Origin of the sequence: Paenibacillus sp. FSL H3-0329, assembly GCF_037963285.1 — a bacterium.
Taxonomy (GTDB): Bacteria; Bacillota; Bacilli; order Paenibacillales; family Paenibacillaceae; genus Paenibacillus_AQ; species Paenibacillus_AQ odorifer.
In genome coordinates, this window is the sequence record NZ_CP150150.1 from 3,076,094 (window position 1) to 3,098,589 (window position 22,496).

General features: G+C 41.8%; 25 protein-coding genes. 22 read left to right on the forward strand and 3 right to left on the reverse strand.

Going from position 1 to position 22,496, the window contains the following annotated elements; genetic code table 11:
* The first annotated feature begins 16 nt into the window (after positions 1-16).
* From NSQ66_RS13490 to NSQ66_RS13545, 12 genes are all read left to right on the forward strand, one after another.
* The gene (locus tag NSQ66_RS13490; protein WP_076141468.1) at positions 17-586 is read left to right on the forward strand and encodes a GNAT family protein; all 570 of its coding nucleotides are present in this window, start codon (positions 17-19) and stop codon (positions 584-586) included.
* 950 nt (positions 587-1,536) lie between these two features.
* The gene (locus NSQ66_RS13495) at positions 1,537-1,896 is read left to right on the forward strand and encodes a helix-turn-helix transcriptional regulator (RefSeq protein ID WP_036686667.1); all 360 of its coding nucleotides are present in this window, start codon (positions 1,537-1,539) and stop codon (positions 1,894-1,896) included.
* Between the two features lie 93 nt (positions 1,897-1,989).
* Positions 1,990-2,373 carry a DivIVA domain-containing protein gene (locus NSQ66_RS13500; RefSeq protein ID WP_036686669.1) on the forward strand — a complete coding sequence of 128 codons (384 nt, stop codon included), beginning with the start codon at positions 1,990-1,992 and terminating at the stop codon, positions 2,371-2,373.
* A 213-nt stretch (positions 2,374-2,586) separates the two neighbouring features.
* On the forward strand, positions 2,587-3,459 hold the full coding sequence (locus tag NSQ66_RS13505; protein ID WP_036686671.1) for a PRD domain-containing protein: 873 nt from the start codon (positions 2,587-2,589) through the stop codon (positions 3,457-3,459).
* A gap of 22 nt (positions 3,460-3,481) precedes the next feature.
* Positions 3,482-3,988 (forward strand): PTS glucose transporter subunit IIA, encoded by a 507-nt coding sequence (locus tag NSQ66_RS13510; RefSeq protein WP_036686673.1) that lies wholly within the window; start codon positions 3,482-3,484, stop codon positions 3,986-3,988.
* Between the two features lie 47 nt (positions 3,989-4,035).
* Complete coding sequence (gene nagE, locus NSQ66_RS13515; protein WP_036686675.1) at positions 4,036-5,490, forward strand: N-acetylglucosamine-specific PTS transporter subunit IIBC; 1,455 nt, start codon at positions 4,036-4,038, stop codon at positions 5,488-5,490.
* A 143-nt stretch (positions 5,491-5,633) separates the two neighbouring features.
* Positions 5,634-5,951: a hypothetical protein gene (locus tag NSQ66_RS13520; protein WP_036686678.1), complete on the forward strand. Its 318-nt coding sequence runs from the start codon at positions 5,634-5,636 to the stop codon at positions 5,949-5,951.
* Between the two features lie 118 nt (positions 5,952-6,069).
* Entirely contained in the window at positions 6,070-6,375 is a 306-nt protein-coding gene (locus tag NSQ66_RS13525) for a sigma factor (protein WP_306018820.1), read from the forward strand.
* Positions 6,282-6,587, forward strand: a complete 306-nt coding sequence (locus NSQ66_RS13530) for a sigma-70 family RNA polymerase sigma factor (RefSeq protein WP_306018821.1) — start codon at positions 6,282-6,284, stop codon at positions 6,585-6,587. The genes NSQ66_RS13525 and NSQ66_RS13530 overlap by 94 nt, the downstream gene beginning before the upstream one ends.
* A gap of 46 nt (positions 6,588-6,633) precedes the next feature.
* Positions 6,634-7,719 carry a hypothetical protein gene (locus tag NSQ66_RS13535; RefSeq protein WP_038570629.1) on the forward strand — a complete coding sequence of 362 codons (1,086 nt, stop codon included), beginning with the start codon at positions 6,634-6,636 and terminating at the stop codon, positions 7,717-7,719.
* Positions 7,719-8,711, forward strand: coding sequence for an ABC transporter ATP-binding protein (locus NSQ66_RS13540; RefSeq protein WP_038570632.1), 993 nt, complete (start codon positions 7,719-7,721; stop codon positions 8,709-8,711). The genes NSQ66_RS13535 and NSQ66_RS13540 overlap by 1 nt, the downstream gene beginning before the upstream one ends.
* Positions 8,708-9,592 (forward strand): ABC transporter permease subunit, encoded by an 885-nt coding sequence (locus tag NSQ66_RS13545; RefSeq protein ID WP_038570635.1) that lies wholly within the window; start codon positions 8,708-8,710, stop codon positions 9,590-9,592. Before NSQ66_RS13540 ends, NSQ66_RS13545 begins: the two co-directional genes overlap by 4 nt.
* 77 nt (positions 9,593-9,669) lie before the next feature.
* Here the strand turns inward: NSQ66_RS13545 and NSQ66_RS13550 are convergent, their stop codons facing one another.
* Entirely contained in the window at positions 9,670-9,996 is a 327-nt protein-coding gene (locus tag NSQ66_RS13550; protein WP_036686688.1) for a winged helix-turn-helix transcriptional regulator, read from the reverse strand.
* A 194-nt stretch (positions 9,997-10,190) separates the two neighbouring features.
* Here NSQ66_RS13550 and NSQ66_RS13555 point away from each other — a divergent pair, with 194 nt between their 5' ends.
* From NSQ66_RS13555 to NSQ66_RS13580, 6 genes are all read left to right on the forward strand, one after another.
* Complete coding sequence (locus NSQ66_RS13555; RefSeq protein ID WP_036686690.1) at positions 10,191-10,973, forward strand: GTP cyclohydrolase II; 783 nt, start codon at positions 10,191-10,193, stop codon at positions 10,971-10,973.
* 78 nt (positions 10,974-11,051) lie between these two features.
* A complete protein-coding gene (locus NSQ66_RS13560; RefSeq protein WP_038570639.1) occupies positions 11,052-12,107 on the forward strand; it encodes an ABC transporter ATP-binding protein in 1,056 nt (351 codons plus the stop codon).
* Between the two features lie 127 nt (positions 12,108-12,234).
* The gene (locus NSQ66_RS13565; RefSeq protein WP_051491475.1) at positions 12,235-12,984 is read left to right on the forward strand and encodes an ABC-2 family transporter protein; all 750 of its coding nucleotides are present in this window, start codon (positions 12,235-12,237) and stop codon (positions 12,982-12,984) included.
* 6 nt (positions 12,985-12,990) lie between these two features.
* Positions 12,991-13,776, forward strand: a complete 786-nt coding sequence (locus tag NSQ66_RS13570; RefSeq protein ID WP_036686696.1) for an ABC-2 family transporter protein — start codon at positions 12,991-12,993, stop codon at positions 13,774-13,776.
* 113 nt (positions 13,777-13,889) lie between these two features.
* Complete coding sequence (locus NSQ66_RS13575) at positions 13,890-14,519, forward strand: hypothetical protein (RefSeq protein WP_038570641.1); 630 nt, start codon at positions 13,890-13,892, stop codon at positions 14,517-14,519.
* Between the two features lie 36 nt (positions 14,520-14,555).
* Positions 14,556-15,686 carry a GNAT family N-acetyltransferase gene (locus NSQ66_RS13580; RefSeq protein WP_080742484.1) on the forward strand — a complete coding sequence of 377 codons (1,131 nt, stop codon included), beginning with the start codon at positions 14,556-14,558 and terminating at the stop codon, positions 15,684-15,686.
* 101 nt (positions 15,687-15,787) lie between these two features.
* On the opposite strand, the gene NSQ66_RS13585 is transcribed toward NSQ66_RS13580, so the two are convergent.
* Both NSQ66_RS13585 and NSQ66_RS13590 read right to left on the reverse strand, forming a co-directional pair.
* Positions 15,788-18,091 carry an MMPL family transporter gene (locus tag NSQ66_RS13585; protein ID WP_076141466.1) on the reverse strand — a complete coding sequence of 768 codons (2,304 nt, stop codon included), beginning with the start codon at positions 18,089-18,091 and terminating at the stop codon, positions 15,788-15,790.
* Between the two features lie 47 nt (positions 18,092-18,138).
* Entirely contained in the window at positions 18,139-18,759 is a 621-nt protein-coding gene (locus tag NSQ66_RS13590) for a TetR family transcriptional regulator (RefSeq protein WP_076141465.1), read from the reverse strand.
* Between the two features lie 297 nt (positions 18,760-19,056).
* Here NSQ66_RS13590 and mraY point away from each other — a divergent pair, with 297 nt between their 5' ends.
* The 4 genes from mraY to NSQ66_RS13610 all read left to right on the forward strand — a co-directional run bounded on the left by mraY (position 19,057) and on the right by NSQ66_RS13610 (position 22,452).
* Positions 19,057-20,010, forward strand: coding sequence for a phospho-N-acetylmuramoyl-pentapeptide-transferase (mraY, locus tag NSQ66_RS13595; protein ID WP_076141464.1), 954 nt, complete (start codon positions 19,057-19,059; stop codon positions 20,008-20,010).
* A 106-nt stretch (positions 20,011-20,116) separates the two neighbouring features.
* Positions 20,117-20,428: a winged helix-turn-helix transcriptional regulator gene (locus tag NSQ66_RS13600; protein WP_051491476.1), complete on the forward strand. Its 312-nt coding sequence runs from the start codon at positions 20,117-20,119 to the stop codon at positions 20,426-20,428.
* Between the two features lie 81 nt (positions 20,429-20,509).
* Positions 20,510-21,679, forward strand: a complete 1,170-nt coding sequence (locus NSQ66_RS13605) for an MFS transporter (protein WP_076141463.1) — start codon at positions 20,510-20,512, stop codon at positions 21,677-21,679.
* A 152-nt stretch (positions 21,680-21,831) separates the two neighbouring features.
* Entirely contained in the window at positions 21,832-22,452 is a 621-nt protein-coding gene (locus NSQ66_RS13610) for a thermonuclease family protein (protein ID WP_076141462.1), read from the forward strand.
* Positions 22,453-22,496: the final 44 nt, after the last annotated feature.

Here is a 22,496-nt window from a genome sequence, read left to right on the forward strand (position 1 = left end):
AACTCGGAGGTACAAGATGAGAGAGGTAGATTACAGTCATTATTTTTGGCAGGATGAGAAAATAAGACTAAGATCCGTTCAGGAAGAGGATTGGGAAGGTCATTACATCAACCGTTTCGATACACCAGCGCGGCGACTTTTAGAGTGTACTGTTGAACTACCACCTACCATAGCTGAATCCCGAAAATTTGTAGATACATTTGCAGAATTCTCATCACAGCGGCTGATGTTTACGATCGAGAATCTAAATGGCGAATATGTGGGTGGAGTAAATCTTAATAGCATAGACGAGAAAAATGGTACGTTCAGTATAGGCGTGCAAGTGGATAGAGATCATCGAGGTAAGGGGTATGGGACAAGAGCTATCAACATCCTGTTGAAGTATGCTTTTTTGGAGCTAAGACTCAACAAGTTTAACGAATGTGCGCTCGAAGGTAACGAACCCTCAGCAGCTATGCTCAGAAAAGTGGGCTGTGTCCAAGAAGGCGTGCGCCGGAAAGTAATTTATACAAATGGACAGTATTTAGACTTACTGTTGTTTGGATTGACGAAGGATGAATTTATGGAGAAAAACGCTATGAAATAGTGATTAGGAGAGGCTACTTGGAATGCGATTCTTCAATAACTGGAGGATCGCTTTTTTGCGTTTCGTTTTGTGGATCGATGTTCTATTGAAGCTTGCGGACTCAGAAGACGCTATTTGCAAATATTAAGCTTTTACAGAGTAGTATCGGACTCCAGTGCAGCTATTCCTCTAGTTTAGCTGTATATATGTTACTTTTTATGCCAATAGTGCCCATGGGGTCCGATAACACACCAAAAGTGGGGAAAAGCAGCGAATAGAGTCAATGGGGTCCGATAGTAGCTCGAACGAGCAACTGATCAAACCAACAAAGAATGGGAGGGGGGGCGTGCTGAAGCATGTGGATTCAGATAGAGTTTGGTTCTCGCTGAAGCTTGCGGACTCAGAAGACGCTATTTGCAAATATTAAGCTTTTTCAGAGTAGTATCGGACACCAGTGCAGCTATTCCCCAAGAATAGCTGTATTAATGTTACTTTTTATGCCAATAGCGCCCATGGGGTCCGATAACACACCAAAAGTGGGGAAAAGCAGCGAATAGGGTCAACTGGGTCCGATAGTAGCTCGAACGAGCAAACTTGAACAAACTAAACTGATCAAACTAAACAAAGAATGGGAGGGGTGTGCAGAAGCATGCGGGTTCAGATGGAGTTTGTATCGTGCCGAAGCTGTGGACCTACTTCTTCGAGGAATCATTCAACGCAATCAACGATGTACAGCCATTTATTCCATACTTTCATCATATGAAAAATTCACAATAGAAGACCAGAAAAAACTACACTCTCCCTGCTCACATCCACATAAATCATTCTACATACCACCAAATCTCTATAAACAACGGAATAAGTGAACCCTCTATCAAATTTCAGGTTGTGAAAGTTGGAAAATAGTGCTTATACTAGAGTAATAGAAGGAAAGATTAGCCAACAACATTTACAACATGAGGAGGGTTTATATGGCGTTTATGATTGCTCAACGAGCGTTTATCAAGGTGTATCTTATAACAATGGTAGAACAACACCGCGGTTACGGATATCAAATGCTGGAGGATTTACGTCGGGATTTCAAAGCCCATGGTTATTCCCCTCCGCAGAGTGAAATCTATCGCGCCCTGCATGAGCTGGTGCAGCAAGGGATTTTATATCGTACCAAGCAGCTGAAAGGCAATGACCCTAAAGTGGATTTTCAAGAAATCGTACTTTACCATTTCACTTCAGATGGAGAAGAGAAAGCAAAGTTATATAAAAAGCAGGTAAAGACAGATCTTGACCGCTGCTTAGGCATTTTGAATAAAGCTGTTGTGGACAACTATTAGAACTGCAACTATAGTAATATTTTCAGGATGCTCTCACCCTGTTATAATGGTTACTGCCGGATGATTGCAGTATATACTTGGAGGTAGCAAAAGATGGATGAACATATGAAACGTCGGTTAGACAAACAGCGGAAGCTGTTCAGTCAACTCGGCATCACATTAGACGCTCTAACCATACATGAAAAAGAATTCAGCATGAAGCTGCGTGGCTACGATGCGGAGGAAGTAGATACATTTCTGGACAGCGTAATCAAGGATTACGAACGTTTCTATGCGACGATCGCTGATCTGATGGATAAATGGCAAGAGCAGCAGCTGGAAATGCGGGAATTAAAGGCAGAAACCAAAACAGAGGTAATCCAGGTACCTGTTTCCCGAGGCATTGATCCAAAAGAATTGGAAGAGGTTATTCTGAGGCTTGAGACTAACGTCCGCCAGCTTAAAGATAAGCTTCCTCGCGTGGAAGAGTTTTTATAAGGAGTTGTTTGGTGTAAAGGGAGCTCCGCTTGACATTTCTAAATTTACCATTGACGAGTTAGCAGTTCATGAATTATGATATGTTCATAAATGATCATTTATATTTTAGTGGCGTGTTACCGTTAAGGGCATGAGCCAAGAATTGTCTTTATTACCATTAGACAATTCTTGGCTTTTTTTGTTCCGATTTGACGATAATTAGGGAGAGGAGTGATGAGCTTGTCGCGAGAGATCGAGCAATTTCAAGTACAGCGTGTAATAGGGAATAACGTTGTAATGGTTCAGGGAAGCAAAAACGGGAAGGAATATGTCATCATTGGCAAAGGTATTGGATTTGCAGTGAAGGGTTCTGGTGTGATCGAAGGAAATGATGCTCGGATTGAGAAATTGTTTCGTCTAGAAGATCGCGAAGCCTGGAGCCAATATCAAGTTTTGCTGGAAGATATAGATCCTAAGGTAATGAAAATAACTGATGAGATAATTGCAGATATCCAAAGTCAATTTCCTGACAAGTTAAACGACAAGATTTATCTGGCACTCCCGAGCCACATACAGTTCACCATCTACCGTCTGCGCAACGGGATGGATATTATTAATCCGTTTTTGCAAGAAACCAAAATGTCATTTCCGAAGGAATTTGAGATCGCTTACAAGGCATCGGAGAAAATCAATGCTGAATTTCAAGTGCAAATCCCCGAAGATGAGATTGGATTTCTTACTTATCATGTGTATTCAGCAGTCAATAATGTATCGGTTGGTCAGTTAGTCAAGGCCTCTAATATTGTCAATGAGCTTCTAGACATGATTCAGCAAGAACGAAAGATAACTTTTGAGCATGGCAGTATGAATCATATCCGATTAATGATCCACTTGCGTTTTTCGCTGGAACGTATTTTAAAAGGATCACTAATAGATAATCCCTTTGTGAAACATATTAAGAAAGAATACAAAGAGGAATACAAGCTGGCTCAAAAGCTCGGTAAAGTAATGCAAAGGTCGCTTGAAGTCGAAATCCCGGAAGAAGAACTATGTTTTCTAGCCATGCATTTGCACCGGTTATTTCAGACCTTAGTGAAATCAAATTAACATCTTAAGAGGAGTGGAGCATATGTTTTCCAAATGGAAATCAAAAAAAGAAGAGAAACATACTGAACATACCATCGAAATCATGGCACCAATCAGCGGGGAGTCAGTTCCACTAGCACAGGTTCCGGATGAAACCTTTGCTGGCGGTCATATGGGTAACGGAATTGCAATAAAACCATCTGAGGGAATTTTGAAAGCGCCTTTTGACGGTAAGGTTGCTCATATCGTGAAATCGAGTCATGCAGTCATTCTGGAACATTCCTCCGGTATGCAATTGCTATTACATATCGGAATCGATACTGTCAGCCTCAAGGGCAACGGTTTTGTCAGTCATATAACCTCTGGAGATCAAGTAAAAGCAGGTCAAACCCTAATCGAATTTGATCTGGACGTAATTCGCGCGGCAGGTTGTGACACAATTTCGCCTGTAATCGTGACCAGTACAGAGGAGAATCCACCTCAAGTAAGCGGACATTATGGTCAGGTTACAGCAGGACAGGATCTGATTCTTACCGTGGCTTCAAAGTAATTGGTTTATAGAGCACTACTACTATTGAACCGAAAGGATGATTTTAAATGTTGGCTTTTCTACAAAAACTAGGTAAGTCGTTAATGCTTCCTGTTGCAACCATGCCGGCGGCAGCTATTCTTCAAGGGTTTGGTTTGCTTAACTACGAAAAAGATATTCCGCTAGGAGCGACCATTGGTGGATTCTTGAATCAATACTTTGCGCCATTTCTAAACGCCGGAGCGAATGCGATCTTCGGTAACCTTGCCTTAATCTTCGCGGTAGGGGTTGCCATTGGATTTGCCGGTGACGCCGTAGCAGCTTTGTCAGCAGTAATTTCTTACATGGTACTGACTAAGATTCTGCTTATCGTACCGCTTCAGTTCTCTTTCATCAATGATGATGTTGTATTGAACATGGGTGTGCTTGGTGGTATTTTTGCCGGTGCTTGGGCAGCATTCTTATACAAGAGATATCACAATATAAAAATGCCTGATTGGCTCGGATTTTTTGCAGGTAAACGTTTTGTCCCAATCATTACGGCAGCTTCTATGATGGTTCTTGCTGTATTTGTAGGTATGATCTGGAGTCCGATACAAGATGTTATTAGTGACTTCGGGAACTGGGTTGTGTCACTGGGGGCTGTTGGAGCATTCATCTTCGGTACAGCTAACCGCTTGCTGATTCCGTTCGGTCTTCACCACGTGCTTAATACGATTGCTTGGTTCCAAATTGGTGATTTTACGAATGCAGCTGGTGAACTGGTGCATGGTGACTTGTACCGCTTCTTCGCTGGAGATAAAACTGCTGGGATGTTTATGACTGGATTCTTCCCAATTATGATGTTTGCGCTTCCAGGGGCAGCACTTGCATTTATTCATACAGCTAAACCGGAAAAACGTAAAATGGTTGCTTCCATCTTCATCGGTTCTGCCATTGCTTCTTTCTTAACAGGGATCACTGAACCACTTGAGTTCTCCTTTATGTTCGTAGCACCACTCTTGTACGGAGTTCATGCTTTATTAACAGGATTCTCCATGGCCTTGATGTACATTTTAGATGTTAAGCTTGGTTTTGGTTTCTCTGCAGGTTTGATCGATTATCTTGTAAACCTGAAACTGTCCACTAATGCATGGATACTTATTCCTGTGGGTCTTGGATTCTTCGTCTTGTATTATGTACTATTCCGCTTTATTATCTCATTGTTCAAGCTAAAAACACCTGGACGTGAAGATGATGATGAAGAAAGTCTGTTAGCACCACCTGGAGGTAATGGAACGCCTTCATCGTCTTCTAAAGCTGCTCAAATTCTTGAGAACATCGGCGGTCCATCGAACATCCGCAATATCGATGCATGTATCACACGCCTTCGTCTGATTGTTAATGACGAAAAAGCCGTTAAAGATTCCGCATTGAAACAGCTCGGAGCTTCCGGTGTTATGAGACTGGGTCAAGGGGCTGTGCAGATCGTATTTGGTCCAAAATCAGAGCAAATTAAAGATGATATTCAAAAGCTGTTATAACTAAATTGATCATGTTAAATTCATTAAACAGGGCTGGTTCTTATACCAGTCCTGTTTTTTTGCTGTGTCCAGAGATAAAGGGTTGCTTTATAGATAATGCCTAGTATAATACTTGGTATAAGTAGGCAAAGGAGTCGGTACACATGTCAGTCGATGATTATTTGGATCTTTTAAATTACGCCAAGGCGATTAAAGATGGACAGTGGCAGGCTGACATCATTGAGCGCTTAAAGAATCTTAGTGCAGCAGCGGAAAGTCCTCAGATTCAAGAAGAAAGTGTAATAGAATTATGGTCAAGATTTGATGCCATTAACATAATGATCATGAAGCTGTTTGAGAAGCTACGTGAGAATGAACATTCAGAGCAACAGTTTCAGTGGAAAGAGCAGCTCTGGGAGCTTAGGCTGGAACGAAGTATTTTATCAAAAAAGATTCTTAATCGTTACATTCGAATTAGGTAAACACTAAAAGACAGTTTCCTTATTAATTTAGGGGCTGTCTTTTTTACGTAATCTTGATACAAAAAAGCATTGATAGTCGTCTTACTTATAGCTGCAGCTGATAAGGAGGATTTACAAGATGGAAATTCCGGAATCTGAAATTTTTAAAGCAATATTCTATGAACATTATCCTATTGTCAGACGTAAGCTGACCGCTTTGGTTCGTGATGAGTCGGCAGCAGATGATTTGGCACAAGAAGTTTTTCTGAGATTGTATCGTAACCCCCAGATGATCCAGCAGCGCTGGGTGCCTGGCTTCATAGAGTCCTTACTCGTATTGGATATGATTATCTGGACAAAAAAGCAAGGGAACGGCGGCTGCAAAATAAACAAGAACAGTTATACGAAGTTGGGGAATCACCTCCTTCAGGAGAGGAAGTCTTAATCAGTAAGCTGGATCAGGAGGATGTTCATGAATGGTTGAACGAGCTGCCTGACAGGGATAGACAAGCGCTTCTGCTTAGATACTCTGGTTATAGTTATGCGGAAATAGCAGGCGAGCTTGGTCTAAGACCTCCCGTAGTAGGGACATTACTGCACCGTGCGACCCAGAGGTTAAGACAAAATGCAGCAAAATCACTATCTCAGTCAGATTAACAAACCGAGATAAACGAAGCTCCAAATTATTTAGGAGGGTTTACTAATGACTAAACAACCGCTAAATCAAGATCATAATAAGCAATATACAGATGAAGCCTGGGCCAAATTGCAAAACAAGTTAGCGTCTGAGCCTGCAAGTCCTAAATGGGCTGTGTGGAGTCAGCAGTTGGCAGTGGATGTTATGAAAGATGATGATATACCACACCCAGAAATGGGCCAGCCTCAATCTACAGATGACAATCCGATAACTAATCGCCGATCCAAGCGACCTCGCATGAATCGTCGGCGTAAGTGGGGAGTAGCAGTGGCAGGTGCCGCGATCGTTGCGGTTATACTTGGAACTCCAGTAGGAAATACGGCTATGGCATCGCTGCTGAATCAGTTTCGGATGGAAGAAGTTACAGTTGTGAATGAAAATGATATTCGGGATATTTTTTATCAGGTAAATGAAAGTCAATCCATGAATGAAGCTATGAACAAATTTGGTGTGTTTACAAGTACTTTTGGTTCAAATAAAGGGATTATTCCGCTAAATCAGGTGGAAGAGACTCTAGGTTTTACACTTCCAAGCGGAACTTTGCTCAAGAATGTGAAGAGCGCATATATAACCAATTCACAAGAAATAACCTTGAAGCTTAATATTGAAGCGGTTAATAAAGCAATGAAAAGATTGGGTGCAAAACAGCTTCTTCCAGAGGCCATAGATGGGAAAGAAATTAAATTAGATCTTTCGGAGATCGTGAATTATGATCTTTCGATGGATAATGATAAATGGGCTAATCTTACACAGACGAAGACTCCTTTAATTACTGTAGATCCAACTATAAAGGTTGATGAAGCTTTGGAAGCTATAATCGATTTTCCATTGCTGCCAGATTATCTGAAATCCAGCTTAAAGCAGAGCCGCATTTTATCAGGTGAAATTCCTCTGCCACTGGTAAAAGGCCTGAATACCGATCAAATAAAGATTAAAGATACTACGGTTCTACTGAATCAGAATGAATATAGTCAAGGGATTGTATACTCGGCCATTTGGGTACAGAACGGGCAATTGTTCGATTTCAACGGGGGAAGCGTGTATACAGATAAAGCTGTATTCTTAGAGAAGCTAGAGGAGTTGATTGAATAATGACGGTTGCTGCAATAGAAGCGAAGTCTTTGACCAAAGAATATGATAACGGACGTGGTTGCCGTGATGTAACGATTACTGTTGGGAAAGGGGAAGCCTTTGGCTTCCTCGGCCCTAATGGTGCGGGGAAAAGTACCTTTGTCAAAATGTTGGTAGGTCTCATTCGTCCATCGAGTGGTAGTGCTACTCTATTAGGCCATAAGATCGGTTCACTTGAAGCCAAGTCTCAAATCGGATATTTACCGGAATTATATCGCTATCAAGAATGGCTTACCGGGGAAGAAGTAGTAAGACTGCATGCCAAGCTGTGCCGTGTAGAGCGATCTGTAGCCGATAAAAGAGTTCCAGAGCTTCTAGCGGAAGTTGGAATTGGAAACCGTGGACGGGATCGTGTGAAACATTATTCCAAAGGGATGCAGCAGAGATTAGGGCTTGCTTGTGCTCTTGTAAACAATCCGGCCATCGTTTTTCTGGATGAGCCCTCATCGGCGCTAGACCCGATTGGACGTCAGGAAGTTCGGAATATTTTGCAGAGGCTAAAAGAGAAGGGAGTTACGATATTTCTTAACTCTCATCTACTGGAGGATGTTGAACTCATCTGCGACCGTATGGCACTGCTGAATAACGGAGTTATACTGCGGCATGGGAAAGTATCTGAGATCTTAAATAAGCGAACAAGCTGGCATTTTAAAGTGGGCGGTTTTACGCCTATTTTGTTGTCTTGGCTACAGGATAGTACTGATCTTAAGATCAAAGTTTCAGCGGATATTGGATCTCAATCTGAAAAAGGAGCTTCAATCCCAGCTACATTGGAAAGTAGCACAGTTTGGCTGGAAGCGGAACTGGAGAATGAGGAGCAAGTAGGCTGGCTGAACACGTTAATTATTGAACAAGGAATGACCTTATATGAAGTCTCACGAAAGCAAGAACGTCTGGAAGACTGGTTTATGAGTGCTGTATCCGGCCTAAGTCACAGAGGTGAACACGAATGAGAATAATCATGGGAATGACCTGGAAGGAATTGCTGCGAAAACGAGTGATGATATTAACACTGCTTATGACCATTGTCTTTCTTATAGGATTTTGGTTTGTGGCAAATACGATTGGACAAAGTGGAATACCGAATAGAACAGATATTAGCAGTGGCGAGCATCTCTTAGCTAATTTTACAAATGGTGCTTTTATATTATCACTTGGATTCTTTTTTGGCGCTTTTGTAATCGCCTTTTTGGCGATCTTCAGTTCCTTCTCAGCTATTGCAGGTGAAGCGGAACAAGGGGTTATGCAGGCTTTACTGCCAAGACCGCTGCCGCGGTGGAAATGGTATATAGGTCGCTGGCTTGGATATGTGACGCTTGGGATTGGTTATGCCCTGATTTTATTTATTTCTATTTTATGGATTACTGAGATCCATGCAACCGTTCCTAGAGATGCCGTAGTCCTATTGAAATCATTTTTGTTATTCTCCTCTATAGTGCCTTTGCTAATTACGATTTCTATGCTGGGTTCTGGATTCTTCTCAGCAGTGGGGAATGGCGTCTTTATGACAATGTTATATGGAGCGGGCTGGTTAGGTGGGATGATTGATAAGATCGGAGGATCGCTTAGATTAGAACCCGATGTTCTTGACACATTAAATAATCTGTCAGGAATGATGGCACTGCTTATGCCAGTGGATGGTTTACAGCGGAAAATGACCGCCGTCCTGTTCAGCGCTAATGAAATGAGTGGAATGATGGGATTGTTCGGCAGCATGAATGGATTGCTGGATTTTAATACGGTTCCGTCAAATATGTTTATTTTTTATGCGCTAGGATATACCCTGTTAGCTTTTGTTATAGGTCTCCTTCGCTTCGAGCGAAAAGACTTATAAAGGGGATGTTAATCCAAAAAGAGCCCTCTTGTCTTATGATCGGGACAATTAGGGCTCTTTGTGTTGTGTAGCGGGAATCATTTCTTAATACCAAGCTCAATCCATTCGGTAGACCAGTTTCCAATTTCACCAAGTATAGGAGCAAGCGCTGTGCCTTTTGGAGTCAGAGAGTACTCAATACGTACTGGCATTTCAGGATATACAGTTCGCTCTATAATGCCTTCGGTTTCCATTTCCTTCAATCGGTCAGATAACACCTTGCCACTGAGATTGGACAGACAGCTCTCAATTTCACCAAAACGGCGTGGCCCTGGCATAAGCACGAAAACGATCAGCGCGACCCAACGTTTACTTAGCAAGTCTACCGCTTTTTCAAAGCGAGGACACATGTTGAAATCATTCATAATATCACCTCGACATTCATTATATCATAAACTTACATAAAGTAATTATAAATATTTAAATATATATTATAACTTGACGAAGTTATATTACAATGATAAACTTACTTACAAATAGTTACTTATAATTTAACTAATATTTTATCCTTATGCTTAGCTCTATCTAAGCATTGATGAACAATGAGGAAGGTGTAATTATGATTAAACCAGAAATCACTTCTATTTTACAGAATAAAATCACGCGAATTCCTTTAGCAAATTCCACAAATATATTGGTTGGACCCATCACGTTACCCGTGAATTTAGACGGCGAGACCGTTGTTTTTAAATGGTACAACTGGCTGAATACAACTGATGCAGAGCTTCTTCAAGAGGATAGCAGTAAAGCAACGGCAGCTTTAATTTCACGTTTGCCATCCATGAACTTAGCAGAAGGACAACAATCCAGTGTGTTGGTATATGGCGATTTCGAAGGGTCTGAGGATGCATTGATCCGGATGCATAGCATCTGCCATACTGGCGATATTTTTGGCAGTAAACGTTGCGATTGCGGATTCCAGCTGCATCAATCCATGAAAATGATTGTTGAGCATGGCTCTGGGGCATTATTTTATCTCGCGAATCATGAAGGAAGAGGCATTGGCCTGTTCAGCAAATCTTTAGCGTATCTTTTACAGGAAGAAGGATACGATACAGTTGAGGCTAATTTAGAGTTGGGATTTGCTGATGATTCAAGAAACTACGAAGAAGCAATCAGTGTTCTGCAAACTTTACGTCACAAACCAGTGACGCTGATCACGAATAATCCGAAGAAATTGGATGCGCTCAAGGCTGCAGGGATGAATGCCGTGAAAAGAGTAGCGTTATGGGGAGATGTATCTTCTTTTAACGAGAAATATTTGCGGACTAAAGTCGCTCGCTCAGGGCATTTAGAAGCTGTGAAGGACACCCATTCGCTAAATGAAAGACTGGCTAAGTAAAGATTGAAGTAGTGCTTTTGCGCTTCTTCTATTATAATGGGGTACTGGGAACCAACTCTAAGCTTAGTGAGGTACAATATGACTGCTATTCAAGTACAAGACTTACGCAAAACATTTAAAGTACAAAAAAACCGCGAGGGTCTCAAAGGGGCCTTCGCTGATTTGTTTAAAAGGGAATATACGGAAGTGACTGCAGTGAAGGACATTTCCTTTTCCATTCCTGAAGGGGAGATCTGTGGTTATATCGGCGAGAACGGTGCTGGGAAATCGACCACGATCAAAATGCTCACAGGTATTCTCGTGCCGACTTCCGGAAATCTGACAGTAGGTGGTTATGTTCCGTATTTGGAGCGCGAGAAATTCGTGAAAAATATCGGCGTGGTATTCGGGCAACGCAGTCAGCTATGGTGGGACATTGGGGTGATTGAGTCGTTCCAGCTCCTGCGCAAGGTTTACCGGGTGTCTGAACAAGATTTCAAGAAACGGCTGGATGAATTGGTCGAACGGCTGCAGCTGCAAGAACTGCTGAATCGTCCGGTTCGTAAGCTTAGTCTAGGTCAGCGGATGCGTTGTGAATTAGTAGCAGCATTGCTTCATAATCCGTCGATTGTATTTCTGGATGAACCGACCATTGGCTTAGATATTGTGGTGAAGTCAGAGATCCGTGAATTCCTAAAAGATATGAACCGCGAGCATGGGACAACCATACTGCTGACTACACATGACCTGCAAGATATTGAGGCGCTTTGCTCCCGAGTGATAATGCTTGATGATGGCCGTATCATTTATGACGGAGGACTGGAAGACCTGAAGCAGCGTTGGGGAACCGGACGTGAGGTTCAATTTCAATTTGGAAATGCAACGAAACGTCAGCAACTTGAGTTATGGACTGAGGGGTTGCCTGTTACTTGGTCTGCGGAGAACGATCTAGGGGCATCTGTCTGGATACCGCTAGATATAAATGTATCGGATGTATTAAGCAGAGTAGTGGGAAAAGCAGACATTACTGATATCAAAATCATAGAGACCAATACGGACGATATTGTTCGCAGTATTTATCAATCCGGGTCTGCAGACAAGCCTGATGAAATGGCTGCCGCTCTGAAGGATGAAAGAGAGGCTTTACATGTCTGATAAGCTTAATCCTGCAACGGCTATGTCCTCCTCCTCAGGAGGCGCGTCTTCTGGTGGTCCTCAGGAGAATAGCCGTAAATTACTATTCGGGGCTTACTTAGATTTTATACGCATCCGTTTCCTTACCATGCTTGCTTATCGAATTAACTACTACTCAGGTATTCTTATCTATTCACTGAATATTGGGGTTAACTATTTCACTTGGATGGCCATCTATGGTAATGGGGATTCATTGGGTGGATTTACTGCAACGCAAATGACATCATATGTTGCTGTGTCGTGGATGGCTAGAGCCTTTTATTTTAATAACCTAGACCGCGAGATCTCTACGGATATCCGTGATGGAAGTATCGCTATCCAGTTTATAAGGCCCTATAACTATGTCTTAGTCAAAATGATGCAAGGTCTTGGAGAGGGAATGTTCCGCTTCCTCTTATTTATGATTCCCGGCATGGCCATAGCGATGCTGCTGTTCCCAGTACAATTGCCAACAGCGCCATCTGCTTGGGCGGGGTTCCTGGTGATGCTCTTTTTCAGCTTTTTAATTAATTCACAGATCAATATCATTACAGGGCTCTCGGCTTTTTTCGTGGAAAATAATGAAGGCATGATGCGAATGAAGCGGGTAATTGTAGACTTATTCTCCGGCTTAATCGTACCGATCAGTCTGTTTCCTAACTGGTTATCTTCCGTACTTGAGGTGCTGCCGTTTCAGGCGATTACCTACTTGCCAGGTTCAGTGTTTACGGGACGGGTGCAAGGGGTTGGAATATGGAATGTATTAGGGATACAAATTATTTGGTTCCTGGTATTGCTGATTCCAATTGTCTGGTTATATCATGCGGCGCGGCAGCGTCTCTTCGTGCAGGGAGGTTGAGGAAACATGTATTACCTGGGATTATTAATTGAATATATCAAAAACTATATGAAGAGCCGGCTCACCTATCGCGCTGACTTTTGGGTAGAGGTCATTTCAGACTTGCTTTTTCAAGCTACCAACTTTATCTTTATTCTCGTAATTTTTATGCATACAGATAGCCTGGGCGGTTGGAATCAGAATGAAGTAGTGTTCGTTTATGGATTCTTTATGGTGCCTTTTGGGGTGTTTAGTTGTTTTGTGAATCTATGGGGATTTAGTGAACGTTACATCGTTAAAGGTGAGATGGACCGTATTTTGACACGCCCAGCTCATAATTTGTTCCAGATCTTTTTGGAAAATGTTGATCCACCAGCACTTATGGGCTCATTCATAGGTATTATTATTATGGCCATCAGTGGCAGCAATCTGGGTCTTCCCTTTGAATGGTGGACGATACCGGCTCTGATCATTCTGACGTTAAGTGCGGTCGCCATCTATACGGGGATTTATACAACGTTGACTTCATTGTCTTTCTATTCGGATGCTCCTACTGGGATTCTTCCGTTAATGTACAACATTCAGACTTATGGCCGTTACCCGGTAACGATTTACAATCGTGCTATACAGGTATTGCTTACTTGGATCATTCCATTTGCATTCGTCGGAGTGTATCCAGCCGCGCTTTTTCTGCAGCGGGAGGAGATGACCAGCCTTGCTCTGATGACACCTGTAGTAGGCGCTATATTCCTGGGGATTGGTTTGTTAGCCTGGAGTTATGGCGTACGAAGATATAAGGGTGCGGGGTCTTAAGTTAGGCTAGTGTTTTGTTAAGTTGGAAAGGCTACCTTCGGGTAGTCTTTTTTTTACCCGGAATTCATGAATATGCTAAAATCATTAATATCTACATTGGGGAGGAATCATAGATGAATGTGTTAGATATTTTACCAGCACCCGAAAACTTAAAAAAACTTATGAAAATACTTGCTTCTCTAAATATTGTCTTATGTCCAGAGGACTGGCTTCGCTATCATAGTTTTGATTCTATATTTGATAAGAATGTTTCTCTAGCATCGATCGATAATGGCTCAGGTGATAATTTGTTTATTATTTTTACACCTCAAGGAACGATAATTAAAGGTTTTGATCATGAGTCCGAAGTAAGTCCATATGCGCGTGACGAACATGAAGTTTGGCCAGGAATCTATGAAGAGGTCCCAACCTCGCTATTGTCTTTACTGGAAGATGAGGCGATAGCTAAGGATGATGTTACTTTTTGTTTTTGGCGTGAAAATAACGACATGGCGTGGCAGAAGGGAGAGGTAGAGATTCCAGCGGGGGCAGAAGATGGTTCGGACTTTTTGCTAGGGACTATTTTCCGCACAGCTGAGGATTTTGTGGAATTTGCCGAAGGTTATTTTGAACTCACACTCCCTTTAGAGGTCGTTGCACAAGTTTATGAGGGTGCAGTCATTACCAAAGAGATGATCAAAGCGTTAAATCCTGATGGTGATGTAGAGACAATTCTTCAGGAGTTAGCAAAGCTAGACTCTTAGGGACTTATCGATTTTGAAAACAAAGGGGGATGCGAAATGGAACTTTACGTGGAAAAGCTGAATGCTGATGCTGCTAGGGATATTTTAAGCTGGCAATATGATCCACCCTATGATTTTTACAATAATGAAACAACTCCTGAAGCTATAAGTGAAATGCTAGAGGAAGCATTTTTTTCTGTACTTGATGCAAATAAACAATTGATCGGATTCTTCTGTGTAGGAAGTCCGGCACAGGTTCCAAATGATAAATATACATATTCTCAGGATTTTATAGATGTGGGTTTAGGAATGAAGCCAGAGTTAACCGGACAGGGGAATGGGACTCTATTTTTCACAACAGTCCTTAACTATATTAATGAGAGATTCGAGGAAAAACCAAAGCGGCTGACAGTGGCGAAGTTCAACGATAGAGCGATACGCTTGTATGAAAAACTAGGATTTAGCCGGGAAGCTGAAATCGTTAAAGGAACTACAGAATTTATTATTATGATTTGTAATGAAAATGATAATCTTACTCCCATGTATGAGCGGGCAAAACCCGGCGAAATAATTACTTTTGGCTCTTATCCGCAAATGGCGGACGGAGCAGAAAAAATGCCGATAAAGTGGCGGGTGCTGCAAAATTCAGGTAGAGAGCTGTTCATTTTAAGCGAGTACATTTTGGACTGCAGGCGGTATCACAGTGAATATGTTGATGTTACATGGCATGACTCCGATTTGCGAAAGTGGTTGAACGATGATTTTTATAATGCCGCTTTTAATGACTCCGAGCACAGGCTCATCAAGACTACACAATGCACAGATAACGGAGAGGGAAGTATAAACACGGAAGATAAGATTTTTCTGCTCAGTGTTTCGGAGGCGAATGAATTGACCTTTAAACTTGGTGAAGATACTTTACGTGCGAAGCGTAGGGCGATAGGAACGGGATTCTCCAAAGTGAAAAAGAACGATGGATGTAAATTGTATGTGTATGATAAAAAAGTCAAAGCTGATTATATCCTTGAGAAGGATGAAGAGTTTGGCTGCTCATGGTGGTGGCTGAGAACTCAACCTGCGATTTCTTCACGTGCGTATTTTGTAGGTACCCGTAGCAGTATTCGCAGTTACGGACATGTAAACTTAGCTTGTTACGGTGTGCGCCCCGCTATAATCCTTAATTATTAAGCTCTTTCTCCAACATCGTTTCATGGGAAGCGAATCTTACCACAGAAACAAAACAGCCTGAACCCCTAGGAATACATGGCTCAGGCTGTTTATTATTGTTTCTATTTCATGGAATTAGATTTGTCTTTAGCATTGAGTGTAGCAATCAGTTTCTCGCCTTCGACATCCAGGTTTGGCAGAATACGGTCGAGCCATTTTGGAAGTGCCCAAGCTTTGTTGCCGAAAATAGACATTACAGCAGGAACTAATCCCATTCGAATAATGAAAGCATCGATTAAGATCCCTACGGCCAGTGTAAAGCCGATTTGTTTAATCATGACATCATCCGTAAAAATAAACCCTGCAAAAACGGAGATCATAATTATAGCAGCGCCTACTACGACACGACTCACCTGGTTGTATCCATGAACAACGGACTCTGATCCCTCATGACCATGAACGTACGATTCACGCATGGAACTGACAAGGAAAACCTGATAGTCCATCGCGAGCCCATATAGGATACCCGTAACGATGATTGGCATAAAGCTTAGCAATGGGCCACCGGTGTCGAAACCGAAGAGAGAATGGAGCCAGCCCCATTGGAACACGGCTGTGGTGATCCCGAAGGTAGCGAGTATGCTAAGCAGAAAGCCGATCGTAGCTTTGATAGGAACGATAATCGAACGAAATACCAACAGAAGAATAATGAGCGATAGGAGAATGATGATTCCTACATAAATGGGAAATACATCTGCCAGCTTGGCCGACATATCGATGTTAACGGCGGTAAAGCCGGTAACCCCGAGTTTAACATCATTACTTTGAGCGATACTAGATTCCGTAGCCCGTAAATCATTCACCAGATTTTTGGTTGTTATATCGCTAGGACCCGTTTCTGGAATCAGACTGAAGATAGCTAAATCCTTAGTCATGCCCAGAGGAGTGACCTGCGCGACATTCTTTTGAGCTTGGAGCTCTTTTACAAGATTTCCTAGGAGCTCCGGAGTGACTGGAGTGGAAGAGTTCTTTGGTTCTGCAACCAGAATAAGCGGTCCGTTAAATCCCTCTCCAAAACCCTCGGATATAGCATCATAACTTTGTCTTGCTACCGTGTCCAAGTTCGCCGAGGCAGCTCCGGGAATGCCCATTTCCATTTTCGCTATAGGGGTTGCTGCTACGCCAAGTATCACGACGATGGCAACAATAGTGACCCAACGATACTTGATGACGAATTTAACCCATCTATCAGCTATACCGCGGTTACCCGTTTTATGATGATCCTTGTTTTTCTTGCGAGCTTTAGGCGAACAGATGCGTTCACCCACCAATCCGAGCAATGCCGGCAATAGGGTTAAGGCAACAAATACGTTGATGAGGACGGTAGCTGCTGCTACTAACGCCATCGTAGATAAGAAAGTAAGCCCGATTACAAGCATACCGCAGAGAGCGATAATAACCGTCAAACCGGCGAAAAATACGGCGCTGCCGGATGTGCCAATTGCTCTAGCCGCAGCTTCTTGTGCGCTTAATCCTTGATCAATAATCATTCGGCGTTGGCGATTTACAATGAAAAGAGCATAATCGATTCCGACGGCTAATCCAATCATAAGCGCCAAGACGGAAGTGACACTAGGCATTTCAATGAATTTGGAAATAGAAAATGCTCCACCCACACCGATGCCGACTCCAAGCAGTGCAGTTATAAGGGGCAGCCCTGCTGCAACGACAGAGCCAAGCGTCACCAGCAAAACAATTGCAGCAATGACAAGTCCGACAATCTCAGCTGATCCTACACCGATAGATACTGATTTGAGTGTCTCACCCGGCAGTACAGTAATGTTGGTATCTTTCTCGACATTCATGACGGTATCAATTACAGAATCAAAAATATCTTGAGAGATAGCTGATTGCTCAATGGTAAACTGGAATTGGAACAATGCAATTCTACCGTCTGCGGAAAGAATAACACCAGGCACCGGAACACCATCTGCCATCAGAGGACCATAGGAAGGGGGTGCTGTGGCTGTTGCAGACTGATCCATACTGGCAGCCTGAGTTGCTTCAGTAGTTGAACTACTTGCTTCCGCTGCATAATCCGCAGGATTAATCACTTCGTTTAAACCGTAAACCTCATTAATACCCTTAGTGATCGCTGCCAAACGTTCTGGCGTATCCAATCGCTCGCTTTGAGGTGCTTTGAACACGACACTTCCTTGTCCACCAGATGCAGCCGGAAGTTCTGTTGCTAATTGATCCAAAATCTTTTGCGATTCCGTGCCTTCAATCTTCATTTCCGAACTGATATGAACACCATTCATACTGATCATAGAGATGACAAATCCCAAAATTAAAATCCAACCTAAAATGAAGTACCCAGGTTTGCGATAAGCGGTTTTTCCCACTCTGTATAATAATGTTGACATGTATCTATTTTACACTCCCTCTATGATGAAAACTGATTATTAGCCTATTAGAATCCGTTGCGTAAATATCCGTAAATAGTTTCCAAAAATTGATCGAACGTAAGAGTTTCAGGACTTGGATCGTCGCTCGTCGTTTGTCCCGGAAGCAGCACATTAAGTTTTCCGTCAATTAAGGGAAGTACAGTTCCGTAAACCGAATTTATAAGCAGATAAGTATAGACCTCGTCATACTTACCATTTGACAAGTGCAACAATGTTTTTTGTGCTCCAGTTTGCGTAAGGTGTATTGCTCTTAGATAATGGGGCTCGAGCGCTGGGAATTTTCGGGAAAGTAATGAAAGCTCACGTAACCTCCCTATAAGCTCAGCTGTAAGTTGCATCTTTATTAGCTGATATAGGGTGTCAAGCAAGGAGGCATTTTCAGGGATTTTGGTGAGCAATTCCTCATACTCATTCGTGTTCCGTACGGTAACTGCTCCCATCGCAACTGCCTCTTCCTTGCATGTGAAATAGTTTGCGAAAGTTCTTCTGGAGTAGCCGGCTTTTTGCGCGATATCTTCAACAACAAAACCGTCCAACCCATGTTCAAGTGCAAGTTCGAATGCCGCTTCAGCTAGCGCTTTTTCAGTGGCTTCTTTTTTGAAATCTCTCAAAGTTTGTTTAATCATAACTTTATGTATACACCTCCCATATGGCTGTTATTGTGGTGAAGATTAGGATTAATGACTATATACTAATGTAAACTTGCCCAAAGTGCAAACTTTCTCATTGGGCAAGTTTATGTTTTGGGATCTGCTTATAGAAAACTCTTAGCTGTTACACAGCAGAAAACAGGAAATAAAAATAGAATAATTTCTCTTTATCAACAGATGAAAAGAGTACATAATTACAGACGACCTCATTAACTCTAGAAATATTTTGTGAGTATTATAAATGATCTTTTTCAAAGAGGGGGAGTTCGTTATATGTATGGAATTTTGGCTGTTTCCGGCCTGTCTTTTCTTCTGGTGGCGGTGTTTACGCCTCTATTAATCTGGACGCTGCATAGACTGAGGTTAACGCAGCCGATTCGTGCTGAGCTTCCAGCAGATCATCAGGCCAAACGGGGTACACCACTAATGGCAGGGTTGATCCTGCTTATCGGGATAGCGATTTCGCTGCAGTTTCAACCCGGGCCTCTAATGTTACTCTTATGCGTTACGTTTTTGTTGTTTAGTTCGGTCGGATTTCTGGATGATTTCAAAAAGGCTTTTTGGCAAAATCCATCCGGCATCAGCGGCCGCTCAAAACTAGTGCTTCAATTTCTTTTTACTGGAATTATATTATATGTGTTGTTCCATTCGTTCGGCCTGACGAGTGATATCGAGTTATTTAAAGGGCAAAATCTGCAGTTGCCTGTGTACCTTTATGTGGCCATCATTTTGCTGTTTGTGGTCGGCTCCGCGAATGCCATCAATTTTACAGATGGTCTCGATGGGCTACTGATCAATGTTGCCATACCGTCGTATTTTTTCTTTTTTATGATTTCGGACAAACCTGAAGTGCAGACATTTTCACTTGTTATGATCGGTTGTCTGCTAGGACTTTTTCTTTACAATATTTATCCAGCAAGAGCGTTTATGGGCGATACTGGATCACTGGCGATCGGGGGCTCCCTTTCCGTTCTGGCTGTCATTGAAAAGGTTGAGCTTTTGCTTCCAATTTTGTTTTTCGTTTATTTTGCGGAGCAGTTGTCGGTCATTTTACAAGTTTGGTACTACAAACGGACGAAGCTGCGGCTATTCCGGATGGCTCCGATCCATTACCATTTCAGCTTAAAATACGGATGGAGTGAGAACAAAATCGTGATGATTTTCGGTTTCATTTCGTGGGTATCCGTACTGCTATGCTGGTTGATTTGGAAATATTTAATTCATTAAACGAACAATTCGATACGAAACATGAATCTACATAATGTTATTGCAACAACGAGACATCGGCATCTTTTGTATTTACAAATCTATAAAAATAGATATAATGGAACACATGGAACCTTTAATGATATTCAAAGCGTTGTCTAACGAGACTCGTAGTCAAATTATGATGTGGCTAAAAACTCCCGAGGAATTTTTTGATGAAAAGCCTTATTTACAACAAGGCCTAAATTTTCAAATCGGGATTTGCGTGGGCGATATTCAAGCTAAAGCGGGGCTTGCACAGTCGGTTATTTCGAGTTATCTATTGACCATGCAAAAAGCTGGTTTGCTGGAATCTGAGCGAATTGGGAAGTGGACGTATTATCGTCGAAACGAAAAGATAATTCAAGAATTTTCCGATTATATTAAAGAGAAACTATAGGAGAGAGGAGGAAGGGCTTTTTTTTGATAATACATATCTACAAATCTATATATGTGAATATAAATGGAGGATTATTTTAAAATGAAAAAGGTTAACCCTTTACTTATTATTATTTTGGCTTTAGGCGTATTTGGCATTATTACAACGGAAATGGGGATTATAGGTGTTCTGCCACAGGTAACTCAAAAATTTAATATATCAACTTCTCAGTCTGGATGGCTTGTAAGTATATTTGCTTTAGTTGTTGCTATTTCAGGTCCATTTCTGACCTTATTGGCTTCTGGAATTAATCGTAAAGTAATTCTATTAACTGCCGTACTTATTTTTGCAATTTCAAATATTGTTTATGCGTATACGACCATGTTTGAAGTAATGCTGATTTTTCGTATTATCCCTGCTATTTTTCATCCCGTATTTTTTTCAGTTGCACTTGTTACCGCTGCCCAACTTGTCCCTCCGGAAAAGAGCACCAAAGCAGTTACAAAGGTTTTCGCCGGAATAACGGTCGGGTTTGCTTTTGGTGTGCCTTTGACTTCTTATCTCGCGGACAAAATTTCTTTAGAAGTCGCTTTTCTCTTTGGAGCTGTCGTAAGTATAATTGCCTTTTTAGGAATACTAGCTTGGCTTCCTTCCATGCCAGTTAAAGAAAAAATGTCTTATGGTAAACAACTTGGTATTTTACGCAAACCCCTATTGTGGTTAAATATTGTGGCAGTTATTTTTATCTTTGCAGCTATGTTTTCTGTGTACAGTTACTTTGCTGAATATCTTGGGCAGGTAACACATATGAACGGGTCATGGATTAGTATCATGTTGATGGCCTTTGGGATAATCATGATTTTTGGGAATTTTTTATTTGGAAGCCTTTTGCATAAAGGCATTACAAAGACCGTTATCATGTTTCCATTGTTATATGCGGTAACTTACTTATTCGTATATTATCTAGGTTCTTATTTCCTTCCGATGGTTGTTATCATAATCATTTGGGGGGCAGTGCATTCCGGCGGACTGATTGTCAGTCAAGTATGGTTAACGACCGAAGCGAAAGAAGCTCCCGAATTCGGTAACAGCTTGTTTATCTCATTTTCTAACCTTGGAATTACTATAGGGACTGCTATCGGTGGTTGGTTTATTTCTCATGCAGGAATACATCAACTCATCTGGATCGGAATTATGTTTTCCCTGCTTGCTTTCTTATCGATCATAATCAAAATAAAGATTTCCAAATTAAACGTGGTGGAAGTAGAGTAAAGGCGAAACAGCGATAACCAAGTATCTTTTTTCTGGTACATGGCTATCGCTGTTTTCTATGATTAGTATTACAGTCTTGTGTTTTTAAGTGTTTTAATTTATTTTTATTAGACCCCATGAAATTACATACGTGTATAAGAAAGAGGTTATCAATGAATAAGATTTATCTATTAAAAAGCTTTCTAGCTATCACACTCTTACTTGGAACAACAACTGCCTGCAACTTAGCCGAGCAGATTACTTTAGAACCAGTTCCAACGATTACGGCCGATTCCAGTTCTGGATTAGATTCTACGCCAGACAATACAACAGAGGACAACAAACGTTTAATAGATGCAAAGGTAACACGAGTAGTCGATGGTGACACCATGAAGCTGACTATAGGCGGCAAAAAGGAAACCATTCGTTTATTGCTGGTCGATACTCCAGAGTCAGTGAATCCGAATATCCCCGAACCACAGCCATTTTCGCTAGAAGCTTCTGATTTCGCCAAAAAGATGCTTACGGATAAAGATGTACAAATTGAACTAGATGTATCGGAGCGGGACAAATATGGCCGCCTACTTTGTTACCTCTATATAGATGGGAAAATGTTCAATGAGATTCTGCTAGAGCAGGGTTATGCACGTGTAGCCTATGTATTTGCACCTAACACAAAATATGTTGATCAATTTAGAGCGATTCAGGATAAGGCGCGAGAGCGGGGAATAGGTATTTGGAGCATTGAAAATTACGCGAAAGACAAAGGTTTTCATGTGCAGAAAAAGAAATGAACTTCTATTAACGTAGGGTATTTGAGCCTATTAGAAGACAGGGG

Coding starts and splice junctions, on each gene's coding strand:
- NSQ66_RS13540 (WP_038570632.1), top strand. CDS start 7,719: ATGACGGTTGCTGCAATAGAAGCGAAGTCTTTGACCAAAGAATATGAT.
- NSQ66_RS13610 (WP_076141462.1), top strand. CDS start 21,832: ATGAATAAGATTTATCTATTAAAAAGCTTTCTAGCTATCACACTCTTA.
- NSQ66_RS13490 (WP_076141468.1), top strand. CDS start 17: ATGAGAGAGGTAGATTACAGTCATTATTTTTGGCAGGATGAGAAAATA.
- NSQ66_RS13500 (WP_036686669.1), top strand. CDS start 1,990: ATGGATGAACATATGAAACGTCGGTTAGACAAACAGCGGAAGCTGTTC.
- nagE (WP_036686675.1), top strand. CDS start 4,036: ATGTTGGCTTTTCTACAAAAACTAGGTAAGTCGTTAATGCTTCCTGTT.
- NSQ66_RS13605 (WP_076141463.1), top strand. CDS start 20,510: ATGAAAAAGGTTAACCCTTTACTTATTATTATTTTGGCTTTAGGCGTA.
- NSQ66_RS13565 (WP_051491475.1), top strand. CDS start 12,235: ATGCTTGCTTATCGAATTAACTACTACTCAGGTATTCTTATCTATTCA.
- NSQ66_RS13555 (WP_036686690.1), top strand. CDS start 10,191: ATGATTAAACCAGAAATCACTTCTATTTTACAGAATAAAATCACGCGA.
- NSQ66_RS13590 (WP_076141465.1), bottom strand. CDS start 18,759: ATGATTAAACAAACTTTGAGAGATTTCAAAAAAGAAGCCACTGAAAAA.
- NSQ66_RS13550 (WP_036686688.1), bottom strand. CDS start 9,996: ATGAATGATTTCAACATGTGTCCTCGCTTTGAAAAAGCGGTAGACTTG.
- NSQ66_RS13560 (WP_038570639.1), top strand. CDS start 11,052: ATGACTGCTATTCAAGTACAAGACTTACGCAAAACATTTAAAGTACAA.
- NSQ66_RS13580 (WP_080742484.1), top strand. CDS start 14,556: ATGGAACTTTACGTGGAAAAGCTGAATGCTGATGCTGCTAGGGATATT.
- NSQ66_RS13575 (WP_038570641.1), top strand. CDS start 13,890: ATGAATGTGTTAGATATTTTACCAGCACCCGAAAACTTAAAAAAACTT.
- NSQ66_RS13525 (WP_306018820.1), top strand. CDS start 6,070: ATGGAAATTCCGGAATCTGAAATTTTTAAAGCAATATTCTATGAACAT.
- mraY (WP_076141464.1), top strand. CDS start 19,057: ATGTATGGAATTTTGGCTGTTTCCGGCCTGTCTTTTCTTCTGGTGGCG.
- NSQ66_RS13505 (WP_036686671.1), top strand. CDS start 2,587: ATGAGCTTGTCGCGAGAGATCGAGCAATTTCAAGTACAGCGTGTAATA.
- NSQ66_RS13570 (WP_036686696.1), top strand. CDS start 12,991: ATGTATTACCTGGGATTATTAATTGAATATATCAAAAACTATATGAAG.
- NSQ66_RS13510 (WP_036686673.1), top strand. CDS start 3,482: ATGTTTTCCAAATGGAAATCAAAAAAAGAAGAGAAACATACTGAACAT.
- NSQ66_RS13535 (WP_038570629.1), top strand. CDS start 6,634: ATGACTAAACAACCGCTAAATCAAGATCATAATAAGCAATATACAGAT.
- NSQ66_RS13495 (WP_036686667.1), top strand. CDS start 1,537: ATGGCGTTTATGATTGCTCAACGAGCGTTTATCAAGGTGTATCTTATA.
- NSQ66_RS13520 (WP_036686678.1), top strand. CDS start 5,634: ATGTCAGTCGATGATTATTTGGATCTTTTAAATTACGCCAAGGCGATT.
- NSQ66_RS13585 (WP_076141466.1), bottom strand. CDS start 18,091: ATGTCAACATTATTATACAGAGTGGGAAAAACCGCTTATCGCAAACCT.
- NSQ66_RS13545 (WP_038570635.1), top strand. CDS start 8,708: ATGAGAATAATCATGGGAATGACCTGGAAGGAATTGCTGCGAAAACGA.
- NSQ66_RS13600 (WP_051491476.1), top strand. CDS start 20,117: ATGGAACCTTTAATGATATTCAAAGCGTTGTCTAACGAGACTCGTAGT.